The sequence below is a fragment of the Streptomyces atroolivaceus genome, from assembly GCF_000717025.1.
Classification (GTDB): domain Bacteria; phylum Actinomycetota; class Actinomycetes; order Streptomycetales; family Streptomycetaceae; genus Streptomyces; species Streptomyces atroolivaceus.
Genome location: NZ_JNXG01000029.1, coordinates 21627 through 35491, shown reverse-complemented (window position 1 = coordinate 35491; position 13865 = coordinate 21627). Strand labels below are relative to the sequence as shown.

The following is a 13865-nucleotide window of genomic DNA, read 5'->3' as shown; positions in this document are numbered from 1 at the left end:
CAGCAACGGAGAACCCCCAACTAGAGGTTGCGCTCACCAACGTGAGCAATGGCCAGCTCGGAGTCCCCTACCCTGCTCACCTTCAACCGGGCCGCCACAACGGCCTCGGCAAAGACTCGCAGCGCGCGGAGACCCGGGCCGCGCAGCTCGCGGAGATCGATGAGGACTGGAACTGCCCCTGGCCCCTCGACTGGCAACGCCACCACCGAGTGCTCGCCGACCTCGCCGCCGACGAGGCCGATGGCGTCCTGCCGGCCATCGACCCCGGGGTGCTGTTCGAGGGCGACGACATCGGACGATGGCTCCAGCAGCAGCGCAAGCCCGCCACCTGGAAGCAGCTGTCCACCGAGCAGCAGGAACGACTGTCCAGGCTGGGCGTACAACCCGACCAAGCCCTGGCCCCCGCCCCGGCAGTCGCGGGCGCGACGAAGGGCCCGAACAAGGCGCAGCAGGCATTCCAACGCGGACTCACAGCCCTCACACAATGGATCGAACGGGAAGGCGTGGACCGGCCGGTACCGCGCGGCCACGCTGAGGAGATCGCAGTCGACGGCGAGGCTGAACCAATGGCGGTGAAGCTGGGCGTATGGGTTTCCAACACCAAGACCCGACGCGACAGACTCGGCCAGGAGCAGCGCGACGCGCTCGCGGCGCTGGGCATCGACTGGATCTAACGGTCGTCGGCAAGGTTCGGTGATGATCCGAGACTGGGTGAGGGGCGCGGGGGCGGGGTGGTGAGGTACGGGGCGAGTTGGGCTTCGAGGTCGGCGATGCGTTTGTCCATGAAGCGGTTGTTCTGGCGTGCGCTGGTCAGGCGCTCTTGAAGCTGCTGGTTGTCCTGGGTGAGCTGTCGTACGTGCTGCTTCAGCGTGGTGTTCTCCGTGACGATGCGCTGAAGTGAACCTTCGGGTAGATCGTGTTCGAGGTCGCGGATCTTGCCGAGGAGCTCTGCGATGCGGGTGCGCTGGGTGCGGATTTCGCGCTGGGCTTGGGCGAGTGCGTCTTCGGCGTTGAGTGCGCGTTCCTTCCAGGCGGGCTGTGCGCGGCTGCCGTTGTTGGAGACTCCGGGATGGGGTCTGCTTGCTCGATTGGCCCGCTCGATCAGGGCTCTGGCCTGCTGGTTTTGATAGAGGAAGGTGCGTGAGACGCGGGCGGTACGGGCAAGGGCTGCGACGGTGACAGGCGTGTGGTCGCGTGTCATTGCTGCCAGGGCAGTCTGCAGGCGTTGAAGCATCTCTTGGGTGGCTTGGCGGCGGGCTCGTACGGCTGCGTCTGTGCGGGGAGTGCTCATGGCTGCCCTGTGGCGTCGGCGGGGTCCTGCAGTGCTGCGAGGTCGCGGGCGCGGAAGGCGGTGCTCCAGGTGCGGTGGAAGTAGTCCTGGGGGCGCCGCAGGTCGAGGGCCAGGGCTTCATCGAGGATGCCGAGGGCGGCCAGGGCCTGCTCGAGTCCTTTGATGGCCTTGGCGGTGGGTTCGAAGACGGTGTGGAGGTAGTCGGCGGTGGCGTCGTCGGGGGCGTTCTCGGCGATGGAGCGCCACTGTTCGGCTTTGCGCCGCCAGTAGAGGAGGTCTGCGCCGGAGAGGACGAAGTTGTCGCAGTTCTCGCAGTCGAGTTTCCAGGGGCAGGCTCCGCCGTTGACGACGGGTTGGTAGGTGCAGAATCCCCCGTCGGCGGGGGTGCTGCGGCGGGAGAGGTCCAATGCCAGGGCGAGAGCTGTCTCGCGCTCCATGGGGGTGGTGTCGCCGGAGAGGAGTTCGCCGGGGTTGAGGGCGCCGGGCCCGGCTACCCAAATGGTGTTCAGGACGTCTTCGAGGTCGCTGTTGGTGATCTTCACGTAGTGCTCGGCCATGCGTTCGGAGAGCTGGCCGAGGTAGCGGCGGATGTGGGTGAGTGTGGCGCCGGCGCGCAGCAGGTTGGTGGCCAGGGTGTGGCGGGCCTGGTGGGCGACGTACGCGCCGCCGAGGTCGAGGTCGGAGATCCAGGTCCTGAAGCGCTCGTTGAAGTGTCCGTAGGAGATCGGCTGGCGGCCGTTGGGGTTGCGGATGCGGGACGGGAACAGGGCCAGGCCGGGGCGTTCCGCAGCCGCTGGGGTGTGGCCGTAGCGCTTTTCGAAGATCTGGAGTGTCTTAGTGCGCCGTGCATTGAGGCGCTGGTACACGGACTCGGGGATGCGGATGCCCTCGTTGTAAATGCCGACCTTGGTCTGGTCGTGCCACAGCATGGCCAGGCCGCGGTAGCGGCCGATGCAGTCCAGGCGCAGTCCGACGACCTCGCTGCAGCGGCGCCCGGTGGCGACGATGGTCTCCCAGATGTCCCGCAGGCCCCGGTCGTTGAGGTCGAGTTCCTCCAGGCGGCGCAGGTTGGTCTCGTCCATCAGCGCGCGGGCGACGTCGTCGCTGAAGGGGTTGCGGGAGCGCTGTTTGATGCCGGTGCCGCCGAAGGGGATGGCAGTCAGGAAGCCGGTGTCGATGCCGAGGCGTTCGGCGTGGCCGGCGGTGATGGCGCTGTAGAGCAGCTTGCGGGATTGGTTGAACACGAACTGGCAGCTCAGATCGGTGACGGTGGGGGATCGTCCGTCGACCAGGAGCATGCCCAGAGATGGCAGGCCGTGGCGGGCGCGGTGGCGCTGGTCGGCGACGAACCGATCGGCGTGCTCACGGCGAAGCACGGTGGGGTCGTGGCCGGCGTCAGGGGCGTCGGTTTCGAGGAAGACTCCCAGTTCGACGGCGGCGCGGCGCATCTGGTCGAAGGGGCCTCTGGTGCGGGGGCACTGCGGGGACCGGAGCAACTCGGCGAGATAGTCCCAGAGCAGGTCGCGCAGCCACCGCTGCGGTACGGCGGTGATGTCGAAGTTGCTCTGGGCGTTCTTGAAGCGCCTTCCGAAGTGATCGGTCTCCAGGAAACCGGCGTCCTTGGTGTCCGAGGGGCTGTAGTAGACGCAGCGCAGACCGTTGATGACTTCCCAGATGATCTTGCTTGCGGACTTCGGAATCCATCTGCTTACGGGACAGGTCTTTGTAGCCCTCGTCGTGCAGATCCATCAGGGACGTGATGCCGCCTCGTCGGCAATGCCTGACGAGATTCCTGATGCCGTTGGTGCTCCACTCGGAGTGCTGCGCGGACTGGGCATGGGTGTGCAGGCCCCACTGGATCTCGGCCCGCAACAGCGGGGACAGGCCATGAAGGTTGACCAGCCCTGGCTGCGTAACCGGCTCCGCAGTGGCGCACCAGGCGCGGAATGCCTTCTCGTCGCCGTACGTCACCGGGAGCGGCTGGCCGTCCTTGAGGGGGCCGCGTGAGTTTTGTGACCGGGCCTCTCCCGGACGGTTGTCGATCTTGTACCGGTTCAGGTGCTGCAGGCACAGCCCCAGTGAGGTGCAGGCCAGGAACGGACATCGTGCCGTGCACAGGCCGTAGCCGGGAAGCGGGTGCTGTGTACGGGCCCAGGATTCGAACCGGGTGCGGTCCATGCCGGCGGCCTCGCCGTACTGCCACCTGGTCTGGTGCTGCAGGCACAGCCGGGTGGTGGGACTGATCGCCGGGCGGTCGGGACAGATCAGGCACCGGCCGTAGTCCACTCCCCGCGCGGCGGGCAGAGCGGTGGCCGCGTCCATGAAGGCGCGCTTGGTCTGCCCCGTCCGCTCGGCCTGCTCCCACTCCAGGTTGTGCGTGTTGCACAGGTTGTGGCTGACCCGGCGGATGCGCAGGCAGCCGTCAACGGCGCGCTGCCAGGCGAAGACCGGGTGCTGAGGCGGGATGAAGATCAACGTGTCGCGGAAGAGCGGGTCGAATGCGGGAGCAGCGATGAGGGCCGTGAGCAGTTCGAGCCGGTCGCGGCCGACGCGGGTGGTGTCGGTGCGGCCGGGCAACAGCGTCAGAGGGATCACGGCCGTGTCCCCCACACCTGCTCCAGAGCTGCGGTGAACACCGGGTCGTGGACGTCTACGTGGCCGTAGACCTGCTCGACGGTCACGGCCGAGGCCCAGCCGCCGGCATCCCGCGCGATCACCGCATTGCCCTGTGCGGCGTCCAGCACCGCGGTGGCGAAGCTATGCCGGAAAGCGTGCGGGACCACCCGGCCGATCTCCACACGGGCCGCGGCCCGGCGCAGCATGCCGCGGGCCGCGGCCGTGGTCCACGGCTGGCCTCGGGAGGGGCCGTTCAGGCTGACCAGGAGCATGCCGTGAGCGGTCTGGGCGGGGTACTGGGTGGTGATGTACTCGAAGTAGGTGTGAACCATCGCCGGACTCACCCGGCGCACCGTTCCACCGCACACAGTGCCGTCCTGCGACGTCCAGGGGGACTTGGTCTTCGCCCGGGCCCGGTTGGCGTTGTCCTCACGGTGGCAGATGTGCACGTGCGGCCCCCGGCACTGACCGCACGCGGCCTGCTCGCGCAGGTGCAGGTCGACCAGACGCAGCCCGCACAGCTCACCGATGCGGAAACCGCCGTCGGCCAACCACGTGACCACCATCCGGTCCCGCGCGCACGAGACCGCCCCCAGCAGCAGATCCCGGGCGCCTTCCGGCAGCATCTTCGGGTGCCGGCGCACCCGCTGGGCCGGAGCCAGAGGGTTGGCGGGCAGGCTGTGCAGGACGTGCCCGAGCATCGCCCGCCGTCGATCCGCCCGCGTCGGCAACCGCGTCACGCGCAGCGCCTCCGCCAGCGCGGGGTTCACGCCGTGGATGCTGAGGTGGAGGTAGAAGCCCTTCAGGCAGGCCGCCGCGGTCTTCAACGCGCTGTGCCCGTACGGGCGCTTCCCCTCCCGCCACCCGGCAGCCCGAACGGCCCCGGATACTCCGCCCCGAGAGCTGCCATGTAGTGCCGCAGATGCTCGAGCGACACCGACCCTGTGTCCAGGCCCGCGAACCGCAGCCACCGCAAATGGTCCACCAGCACATACGCGTACGTACGATCCGTGCCCGCCCGGCAGGTACGCAGGAACCCGTCCGCCTCCGCCACAAGCGTGCAGTCCGTGTCCACGACCGTGTAGGACACCCGACCGTTCCCGCGGACGATCTCCTGCACGCGTAAGTCGCCCACCACCAACCGGCCATCCATCAGGTGCCGCCCCCTCCGAACCGGGAACCGCCCCGGTGGCAGCACCCTGGCTCCGAGTCCACACCCCTCCCCCGCCCCGGCGGACCACTCCACGCGAACGTCCCACACACCCAGGCCACGGTTGGTAAAGTCCATGATCGCCAGGTCGAACGGCGGGACCGCGTATGCGGTGTTGCGGGTCTCCTGGATCTTGTCGAGTGAGTCGTAGGTGCAGATCAGTGTCAGAGCCGGGATCTGGTCATCCCTCTCCCCCACGACCGACATGAGGGTGGCCAGGGTGACAGGACTGCTGCTGGACATGACGCGGGCGGCGACCAGGGCGTCGCGGCCGGCGGCGTCCATGGAGGAGACGATCACCATTTGCTCGGTGTGGCCGTCGCGCCGCCACGCCAGTGCGGTCTGGGCGGCCAGGTCGAGGGTGGGCACGACGAACAGAACCAGGCGCGCCTGGAGTTCGTCGGCCACGCGGATTGAGACCAGGGTCTTGCCCGTTCCGGTCGCCGCGACGTACAGCCCCCGCGTCCCGGGGCGCCGCAGATGCCGCGCCACCCGGGAGACGGCCTCCGCCTGGTCGGGGAACAGCGCCCCCTTCTCCGGCAGGCCGGGGGTGGCGGCAACCACGGTCATACAGCACTCCTGAGGGCGGTGCGGGGCGGCGGCGGGCGTCCTTCTCAAGGGCCCTGGCCAGCTCACGCTACGCGAACGCTACGGTCTGCCCGCTGCCCTGTCGGATGCGGAGCGGTCGGCAGGGCGGCTCCCGGCGGACCACAGGGCCATCAAGCTCCTGGAGCGGGCCGGGTGGAAACTGACCCGGCGCTGGCTGGGCCCGTGGGCGCGGATCTACCGGCCCGTCACCGGCGGCCGGTGCCCGGCGGCCCTGTCATGGATGAGCCGGTGCAGGGTGGTCGTCGCCACGGTGATCTGCCAGTTCGCCCGGGCACGGTCGTGGAAGGGGGCCTCCCTCGTGTCTGGGACCGCGCGGCAGGGGCCGGGGCGAAGACGGGAAGAGCCGCTACAGGTCGAACTCGATGTGCTCGACGTCGGTGAACTCCACGAGGAGTCCGCCTGCCCGGCGCCCGCCGTCACGGAAGTACGTCTCCTGGAGGGCTTCGGCGGCGATGGTCTGGAGTTGTTGGTCGGTGGCTCCTTGGTCGCGGGCTTCGAAGAGGCGTGCGGCGTAGGTGGGTGGGAGGGCGACGGTGAGGTGGCGCAGGCGGGCGTCGTCGGTACTGCCCGGGGCGGCGGTGTAGCCGAAGCGGGCGCGGGTGTCGATGACGATGCCGTGGGTGGTGGCGGCCTTCTGCTTGGCCTGGGCGCGGATCTGGGGCTGCCAGCGTTTGGTGACTTCGCCTTCCAGGCGGGCGGCGAGGTCCTTGCGGGGCGTTTTGATCTTGTTCTTTACGTAGCGTTCGACGGTGCGCTGGCTGATGCCGAGCTGCTGGGCTGCGGCTTTGGTGGATTTCATCTGTCGTACGAGGTAGCGCATGCGGGCGCCGGCTGAGGTGGGGATCGGCCGGGTGAAGGCTTTGTGGACGGCTTTGTCGAGCCCGTCGGCGAGCTGTCCCATCGGTTACTTCCTACTCCCCGTTGTCGGTTCGGGTGACCTGGCCGTCCTTGATGTACCGGGCGATGTTCTCGTCCGGGCCGTGCTGCTCGTGGATACTTTCGGCCCACAGGGTGGTCTGGGTGCCCTCGTGCTTGACCATGCCGGGGCTGACGCCGAGGCGGAAGCCGCCCGGCAGGGACTTGCCGTCCTTGTAGGGGAGGAAGTCCAGGGGGCTGGGGCCGTCGCTGGCGTAGACGGCGCAGTCGGAGAGGATCGCGAGCGGGTACTGGCCGGTGGCGTCGGCGAGTTTGAGCATCTTGCGGTGCATGTTGATGCGGGCTTTGGAGATGACGGCGGCGCGGATGTCGGGGCGCCAGGTGGGGCGGGACAGGGCCCTCCAGGGCTCCCCCGGTTTCCAGTTCTCGCCGCGGGGGCGTTCGCGGAGTTTGCCGAGGCCGCCCTTGACGGTGGCCTTGACCGCGGACAGGAGGGTCGCCATCTGCGGGTCGCGCAGGCGGTGGCCGTCCATGGCCGCCAGGAAGTCAGCCGGGGTCAGGTCGGTGGTGACGCCGAGGTCGGCCATCGTCGCGATGTAGGCGTCGCGCAGCCGGTTGTACCAGCCGTCCAGGTAGCGGCCGCTCTCGTGACGGACGTACGCCTCGACGGGGGTGACCTGGTGGCCGAGTTCGACGGCGTAGGCGACGGTCGGTGTCGCGTACCAGGCCGGACCGGTGGGCCTCTCGCCGCGTGGGGTGAAGGGTGAGGGGAGGCGGTCGTCGAGTTCGATGTGGGAGAGGTCGACGAGCCAGGAGCCGGGCAGCTTCGGGTCGAAGGCGGGCTGGCGCACGTGGGTGGGGGCTCCCAGGCCGACGGTGGTGCCGTTCGCGGCGGCGGCGAAGGCCATGTTGATGTCGATGCCGACGACGTACCGCTTGGCGCACTCCTCGTCGGTGAGTGGGCGTGCCCAGTCGTAGGCCTCTTCCATCAGCATCTCGGCGGGGGTGCGCTGGTGGAAGCGCGGCAGGCCGGCCAGAAGGGGGTGGCCGTCCGGTGCCTCGCACGGTGCGCAGTCCACCGGCTCCTTGCCGAGCGAGCCGGGGTTGTGCTGGCTGTGCCTTTTGCCGGTGTGGTCGGGTTCGCTGGCCCGGGTGGGCGGGTGCAGTGCGGTCATCAGTTCCAGGCCGGTGACGGCCGTGGACCCGCGCGGGGTGATCACGCGGGTGGCGTAGGTGCCCAGCAGGCGGGCGAGTTCGGGGGCGGGGAGCTGGGCGGCATCACCCCAGCTGCGTTTGTCGAGCGCGTTCCAGGAGGGGATGCACAGCTGCACGCACGCCCGCTTGCCGCCCTGGGCGGGGCGGTAGATGCGGGCCCAGGGGCCGAAGCCACGGCGGGTGAGCTGCCAGTCGGCCCGGGCGAGCTGCTTGATGACCTTGTGGCCTTCCGGGAGCCGACCGGCGCTGCGTTCCTCATCGCTGAGCCGGCCGGGCAGGCCATAGCGTTCGCAGGCGGCGGGGGTGAGCACGATCAGCGGGTCGGCGTCCTTGCCGGACCCGTGGAGCCGGGCGGCACCCAGTTTCGCTTCGTTCAGGGTCCAGTCGACCAGAGCGGGGATGGACTTGGCGGGCACGTCGAGGACGAGTCCGCCGACGCAGTAGGCCATGGTGTGCCCGTCCTCGATGTCGAGGACGGCCAGCGGGCCGTTCGCGAACCGCGGATCAGCCTGGGCCGGTGGCACGGTGGTCTTCGTGGCCGCCGGGCGGCGGGGCACCGTGCGCGCCACGCCCACCGGGGCGGGTGCGCGGACAGTCCGGGCGACACCGGCGGTTGGAGCAGCAGTGGACGGCGTGCCGGCGGACGGGGCGGCGTCGGGTACGGGCGGGGAGGGAGTCTTGGGAACCGGTGTCACCGGAGCGGTCTGACCGGCCGGAGCCGTCTTCGGGACGGGCGCGGGGTACAGCTCGGCGAGCTTGTCCAACAGCCGGGCGTATGCCTCACGTTGCGGGGGCCGTGGTTCTGTCTTGCCGTTCTCCCAGGACACGATGGTCGCGCGGCGCACTTCGAGTGCCTGGGCGACCTCGTCCTGCGTCAGACCGTGCGCCTTGCGCAGGCGCTCCCGCTCCTGCGGCGGCGGCAAATGGGCGCGGCCCGCGATGAGGGCATCGACCGCATCAAACAGTTCAGACATCGCAATCCTCCCCGATCATGCTCCGAACCTATCTCTCACCGCAACTTTTTCCGCACTTTATTCGCACAGGCTGCGTACTTTTGAGAGATCAGCCGGGTGTCGTTGCTCGCGCCGCAGCGCACTCCCCTTGCTCCGCCACTTCTCCCGGCTCGCCGTCCATGCCCGCTCCAACGCCGCGCCCAAGCCTCGAAGCCGAAATCACCGACCTCCTCGGCCTCCAGTTCCGGCTGCAGGGAGAGGAGCTGCCACGGCGGTGTGCGGAAGGCGCCCGCGCGCCTTGTTGACGGTGGCCTGCCGGGCGGCTTCCATGGCATTCGGGCCTGTGAACGCCCGGCCGCGCGACGGACGACGCCCCCGCTGCTTCCGTCGCCAAGGACCGGCCAGAAGCGTCACCGCATCATCTGCCGCCCCATCTGTACCTGCACAGCGCGTACCGCCCGGGGGCCGGTTCCGCGCGGAAGAAGACTCATGAACCCTGCGGCCGCTCTCCATCTCACCGCCGACCGGCGGCGCAGCACCGGGGAATCCCACCAGGCCCTTCACCCGCTGCTGGCCGGCCCGGGCCAAGGGCTGCCCATCCCGGCTGCGCGTGATGCCGAGCAGGCCCGGCTGGAGGCCGAGGTCTTCCAGCGGGTCTGCGCGATGGGCGGCCTGAGCAGTCATCCGATGGGCATCGTCCGCGTGCGGCCCGAGAAGGACGTTCTCACCCTCCAGCTCATCGACGAGCCGGTGGTCCTCGGTCACTGGGTCGAGTTCCTGTATCCCCGGGTCAGTGACGTCAAGGACGCTGGTGAGGATCCGCGCGACCGGGTGGGCGGTGTGCCCGGGCTGCGCAGCGCCCGTGTCCCGGGCGGGGTACGCCTGTACCGGCCGGGGATGAAGGCGGCGATCCTCCTGCGCGGGTTCAGCCCGGACAGGTGGGAGCGATTCGCCACGAAGCGCGAGGGCGTCTACGGGTCTCTGCTGCGGCGACCGGACTGGACACCCGTCGAAGAGGCGGCCTACGCCGCCCAGACCGCCCGGCCCTGCGACCCTTTCTGGCTGATGTCGTCTCTGCTGCGCCGGATCCGGGCGACCGTCGGCGCCGGACCGGTCAACAGCACCGACACCTGGACCAGCGGCAGGGGCATCCGTCTGGAGACGACGGACGGGCCGCCCTGCTCCGACCTCGTCCGGCTTCTGACGCAGGGGCCCTGCGGACTGGGATGGGAGGTCACGGCCAAGACGTGCACCTGCCGGTGCGATCACCGCCACACCTCGACCGGATGCTCCGTCGACTTCCTGGACCCGGCCACCGGACAGCCGGTGTGGTACTCCAACCTGAAATGGAATCGCACCCCCGACGACAACCGGGTGAGAGCCCTCGCAGGCCTCCAGGCCGCCTTGACCTGAACCACACCGGCACCAGCTCCGCGCCGTGGGTCCGTTCCGGCGGGGAACGGCGTCCGGACAGGAACTGGCGCGGCAGGGCCGGGCACGTCCACGGCAGCGTTCCCACCCCGTCCCGTGCGGGGGCGCATATTCCTGGCCGTGCGCTCCCGCATCGCGCCGGGGGCGCGCGGGGCGCTGCTGAGCGCCGGGCGTCACAGAGAATCTGCGACGCGGCGAGAGGTAAAAGCCCAGTTCACAGGGTTTCACCGCACGAGGGAAGAAAAACGAGGTGAGGCAGCTGTTGAGAAACGGAGGCGGGCGGGCCTATGAGCCGGTGAAGTAAGTCGCCGGCCCCGAACCGAGGAAGTCCCCTACTCGATGCCCGAGTTCACCGAGCTCCTCCCGCTCGTCCTCCAGATGCTCCCCCACATGCTCGCCCTCCTCGACCGTCCTGCGAGCAGCACATCCCGCAGGCACTCCCGGCACCACGGCGCCCGTCCCCCGGCCGGCTCCGTCGCCGTGCCGACCGCAGCGGCCGGCTCGGCATTCCTGGAGCTGATGCGCGGCATGCCGCCCGGTACGGTGCTGCGCTACGAGGCGCCCGACGGGGCAGTGCTCACCTGCTGGTCGGCACCGGGTACGGAGCACGGGGAGTACCGGCTGTGGTGAGCCCCGGCGGCGGCCAGTCCGACGCGGGCCGCGCCTATCTCGAGGAGCTGGGCCGTGAGGGGTACGACGAGCTGTGCAGGAAGGTCGTCGCTTCGCTCGGCTGTTTCCCGCAGCTCGACCCGGGCGAGCGGGCGGATGTGGCCAACGAAGCCGTCCTCATGGTGCTGAGGAGCGGCCTTCTGGATCCGTCGAAGAAGCCGGTCGCGTACATCAAGACGACCGCCAGACGACTGGCGTTGGGGAAGCTGAAGAGGGACGGCGAGACCGTGCTCATGGACAACGTCGACCTGTCCGGCCTGGCCGACGTGCAGGTGGAGCGGAGCCGGACGAGCAGGACCACGACCTGGAGGCCAGGGTCTCCCAGGGCCTGAGCCGGATCGCCTCTCCGCAGCAACGCGAGGTGACCAGTCGCCGGGCACGGGGAGAGCCTGCTAAGGAGGTGGCCGAGTCGCTCGGGATCTCCCGGCAGCAGGTCGACACACAGTACAACCGCGGCCGCGCCAAAGTACGCGCCGCACCGGAGGTCAGCCCGTTCATCAGGGCGGCGTACGTGCAGAGCGCCGGTCGCAGGCGCCTGGCGAAGGACGGTGAGTAGGGGATGCGCGACTACGAATTCGAGGCACCGGCACACCCGGCAGAGGATGAGGATCACGGCATGCGGATCACGTCGGCCTACGAGCAGTTGCTCTCCCGGCTCTCGGGCGGTGAGGAGGACTTCTGGGACCGGCCGGACGGCAGCTGGGGCGAGGGCGAGTACGAGAGGGATGAGGAACTCAGCAAGGCGGAGGCGGAGCGGAGGGCCGATGCCAACAGCGCGTACGTGATCGGGAGCAAGGCCCTGCGCCGCGACGAACTCGACAACGCGCGCGCGTGGTTCGCTGTCGCCACGGACGCCGAGCACCCCGGGGCGGCCTTCCGCAGCGCCCTGGCGGCCGCGCGGAGCACGGCGCAGGCGGACGTCAGCGCCCTCAGCAACCTCCTGCGCACCGCCCCGGCTCGCCGGGACACGGAGGTACGGCGATGGCTGCGCATCGCTGCGGACTGGGGACACGGCGACGCACGTCACCTCATCGCTTCTCTACCCGAAAGCGATGAGGCGTCCTGGGCCGGCGCCAGTGCCGGTGCGGCAGGGGACACAGGAGCCGCGGCAGGTCGGGATGGCGAGGCACCCGCGCCCGGCAGGCCCGTGCGGGTGGAGGACACCGAGTTCTACGACGAGATGCATACCTTCCTCCTCTTTCCAGGCCACGGCGAGCAGCCTCAGCCTGGCCAGGAGACGGCAACGCGGCATGTGCGGTTGACCGGAGCAAGCCGGCCCATGGCTGCGGGCGAGGCTCTCCGTTTCCTGCTGGACCCTGCGGGTGCGGGACGGGCTCGGTCAGCGCGTTCTGCCGGCTGGCTGCCTGCTCGCCCACTTCAGCGGGCCTACCGTAGGGGCAACCACGTCGTCTTCCTGGTAGACGCGTGCCGCGAAGCTCTTCCAAGAACATTCGGCTCACGGCCCCCGTCCGCCCCGGATGAGCTTGGGCCGCTCCGGGAACAGGCCTATGAACGCCTGTCCATTTCTGCGTGGGTAGCCAGCTCGCAGCACGCGGCCCGATACTGGACACCCTTCGGAAGCAAATTCGGGCCAAGGCTGCCCCTGGTTGTGGTGACCAAGGCGGCCACGTCACTGCGGATGGCGGACGTCCAGCCGCTCGCTACGGACAAGATCAGTGAGCTTCTGCTCCTGCTCGCCCGCGCTGTGAAGCGGCCAGCCATGGATCCCGCGGACGTCGCTCGGGGGCGATACGCCGGTGCTCCAGAGCGCTGGCCGGGTCCCGGTCTGTGCGCGGCCAGTGATCAACGAGGGCCGGCCGCTCGCACACCGCTGGCGTGGCTCTTGTTCCATGACATCGCCTCCTTGATGGAGGACGCACGCGTCGATCACCTTCCCAGCCCCGTGGCCGGCCAGAACAGCCTGAGCTCCTGCAGGCAGGCTTCTGCGTCCTTGGATGCCCTGCAGCAGTTCGGGAAGGCGGACATGCGGTGGGAACCTGCCCAGTGGTTCGGGCTCCGCGCCGCCACCGCTGCCTCCGCAGTCCGGCACCCGGCAAAGGCAGGGGCCGGATATGCGCTGGTGCACCTGTGGTGCACAAACCTCCGTGCCCGTGAACCGAGTTGGTGGGTGGTGCTGACCTGCGACAACTGGCCGGAAATGAGCACCTCAGTGAACTCACGACGTGATGCTGCCCATGGCAGCGCGGGGCCGGTGGATTGCCAGTGCGCGCACTGCGAGCGGGCCCGGCCCGACAAGCGTCTGCCGAAGCCCGGGCCACGGCCGCTCACCCCGTAGGAGAGGACAGCTCAGTTGGAGGACACAGCACGTGTGAGGGCGGGTGCTCCCACCGCGGCAGCGGAAGTCGGGCCCGGGCGGCAGAGGCGGCTCGTGCCGACGGGCCCCCGTTAAATCCCGTGCTTGCCATACCGGATCACCGCGACCTCGTCCTCGATCCACGCCAGCACCCGCTCGATCGCCCGCTCGTGAGCGGCTCGATCACCCGCCGCGTCTCCTCATCCCCCAGCGCCCATAGGAGGTAGATCGTCGGCTGCGGCCGGAACACGAAGTTCACGCCTGTCACCGTCACGCGGCGACCGAGGGCGCCGGCCTTGAACGCCGCCTTCTTTGGAAAGTCACCCTTGGCGAGCCAATCGGCCTCGATCCGGTCCGCGTACGGGTGGCGGTCCCGCTCGTCGAAGAGGTTCCGCAGCTGCGCCTCGGTGATCTCCTCATCCGGCGCAAGTCCGAGCACGGCCAGGCCGCGGCCCGTCCAGCGCCCGAGCGGGGCCCCGGCTTGCTCCCGGGGGGCGCAGCGGCGGGCGCGCCGTGCGGCGGTCGTCACCGACGACGGTCTCGCGCAGGTGGTAGTGGTACATCTGATTAGCCCAAACGATCTTGATATCCACTGTCATACAGACCACGCCACACGGCTCTGAGCTGCAAGAAGAGACCGATCAGCGTCGCCGACCGCACAGGCCGGACTCCGCAGGTCCC

General features: G+C 69.6%; 14 protein-coding genes. 6 read left to right on the top strand and 8 right to left on the bottom strand.

The annotated features are described in order from the left end of the window. Positions 1-674, top strand: a 674-nt coding sequence (locus OO67_RS34605) for a helicase associated domain-containing protein (protein ID WP_244300471.1), incomplete at its 5' end; no start/stop codon positions are given. Here the strand turns inward: OO67_RS34605 and OO67_RS34600 are convergent. The 7 genes from OO67_RS34600 to tap all read right to left on the bottom strand — a co-directional run bounded on the left by OO67_RS34600 (position 671) and on the right by tap (position 8791). Beyond that, entirely contained in the window at positions 671-1291 is a 621-nt protein-coding gene (locus OO67_RS34600) for a DUF6262 family protein (RefSeq protein WP_051710233.1), read from the bottom strand. The two genes, OO67_RS34605 and OO67_RS34600, sit on opposite strands and share 4 nt — an antisense overlap. Next, a complete protein-coding gene (locus tag OO67_RS39430) occupies positions 1288-2739 on the bottom strand; it encodes a tyrosine-type recombinase/integrase (RefSeq protein WP_244300470.1) in 1452 nt (483 codons plus the stop codon). The genes OO67_RS34600 and OO67_RS39430 overlap by 4 nt, the downstream gene beginning before the upstream one ends. Next, on the bottom strand, positions 2687-3886 hold the full coding sequence (locus OO67_RS39425; RefSeq protein WP_208861128.1) for a hypothetical protein: 1200 nt from the start codon (positions 3884-3886) through the stop codon (positions 2687-2689). The genes OO67_RS39430 and OO67_RS39425 overlap by 53 nt, the downstream gene beginning before the upstream one ends. Then, positions 3883-4734 carry a tyrosine-type recombinase/integrase gene (locus OO67_RS34590; protein WP_244300468.1) on the bottom strand — a complete coding sequence of 284 codons (852 nt, stop codon included), beginning with the start codon at positions 4732-4734 and terminating at the stop codon, positions 3883-3885. The genes OO67_RS39425 and OO67_RS34590 overlap by 4 nt, the downstream gene beginning before the upstream one ends. Continuing rightward, positions 4731-5687 carry a DEAD/DEAH box helicase family protein gene (locus tag OO67_RS40335; protein WP_244300458.1) on the bottom strand — a complete coding sequence of 319 codons (957 nt, stop codon included), beginning with the start codon at positions 5685-5687 and terminating at the stop codon, positions 4731-4733. The genes OO67_RS34590 and OO67_RS40335 overlap by 4 nt, the downstream gene beginning before the upstream one ends. A gap of 385 nt (positions 5688-6072) precedes the next feature. Next, positions 6073-6627, bottom strand: coding sequence for a telomere-protecting terminal protein Tpg (tpg, locus tag OO67_RS34585; protein ID WP_033305809.1), 555 nt, complete (start codon positions 6625-6627; stop codon positions 6073-6075). A 10-nt stretch (positions 6628-6637) separates the two neighbouring features. Next, a complete protein-coding gene (gene tap, locus OO67_RS34580; protein ID WP_033305808.1) occupies positions 6638-8791 on the bottom strand; it encodes a telomere-associated protein Tap in 2154 nt (717 codons plus the stop codon). 468 nt (positions 8792-9259) lie between these two features. Between tap and OO67_RS34575 the strand changes: the two genes are divergently transcribed. The 5 genes from OO67_RS34575 (at position 9260) to OO67_RS34560 (ending at position 13166) form a co-directional block, all read left to right on the top strand. Next, positions 9260-10183 carry a hypothetical protein gene (locus OO67_RS34575; protein WP_033305807.1) on the top strand — a complete coding sequence of 308 codons (924 nt, stop codon included), beginning with the start codon at positions 9260-9262 and terminating at the stop codon, positions 10181-10183. Between the two features lie 357 nt (positions 10184-10540). Beyond that, complete coding sequence (locus OO67_RS34570; RefSeq protein WP_033305806.1) at positions 10541-10831, top strand: hypothetical protein; 291 nt, start codon at positions 10541-10543, stop codon at positions 10829-10831. Next, positions 10825-11202 (top strand): hypothetical protein, encoded by a 378-nt coding sequence (locus OO67_RS34565; RefSeq protein WP_033305805.1) that lies wholly within the window; start codon positions 10825-10827, stop codon positions 11200-11202. Before OO67_RS34570 ends, OO67_RS34565 begins: the two co-directional genes overlap by 7 nt. 68 nt (positions 11203-11270) lie before the next feature. Then, on the top strand, positions 11271-11426 hold the full coding sequence (locus OO67_RS38850) for a hypothetical protein (protein ID WP_157841779.1): 156 nt from the start codon (positions 11271-11273) through the stop codon (positions 11424-11426). Positions 11427-11429: 3 nt separating this feature from the next. Further along, positions 11430-13166 carry a hypothetical protein gene (locus OO67_RS34560; protein WP_033305804.1) on the top strand — a complete coding sequence of 579 codons (1737 nt, stop codon included), beginning with the start codon at positions 11430-11432 and terminating at the stop codon, positions 13164-13166. A gap of 136 nt (positions 13167-13302) precedes the next feature. On the opposite strand, the gene OO67_RS34555 is transcribed toward OO67_RS34560, so the two are convergent. Beyond that, a complete protein-coding gene (locus tag OO67_RS34555) occupies positions 13303-13713 on the bottom strand; it encodes a relaxase domain-containing protein (RefSeq protein ID WP_033305803.1) in 411 nt (136 codons plus the stop codon). Between the last annotated feature and the right edge of the window lie 152 nt (positions 13714-13865).

Coding starts and splice junctions, on each gene's coding strand:
- OO67_RS34600 (WP_051710233.1), bottom strand. CDS start 1,291: ATGAGCACTCCCCGCACAGACGCAGCCGTACGAGCCCGCCGCCAAGCC.
- OO67_RS39430 (WP_244300470.1), bottom strand. CDS start 2,739: ATGCGCCGCGCCGCCGTCGAACTGGGAGTCTTCCTCGAAACCGACGCC.
- OO67_RS40335 (WP_244300458.1), bottom strand. CDS start 5,687: ATGACCGTGGTTGCCGCCACCCCCGGCCTGCCGGAGAAGGGGGCGCTG.
- tpg (WP_033305809.1), bottom strand. CDS start 6,627: ATGGGACAGCTCGCCGACGGGCTCGACAAAGCCGTCCACAAAGCCTTC.
- tap (WP_033305808.1), bottom strand. CDS start 8,791: ATGTCTGAACTGTTTGATGCGGTCGATGCCCTCATCGCGGGCCGCGCC.
- OO67_RS34575 (WP_033305807.1), top strand. CDS start 9,260: ATGAACCCTGCGGCCGCTCTCCATCTCACCGCCGACCGGCGGCGCAGC.
- OO67_RS34570 (WP_033305806.1), top strand. CDS start 10,541: ATGCCCGAGTTCACCGAGCTCCTCCCGCTCGTCCTCCAGATGCTCCCC.
- OO67_RS34560 (WP_033305804.1), top strand. CDS start 11,430: ATGCGCGACTACGAATTCGAGGCACCGGCACACCCGGCAGAGGATGAG.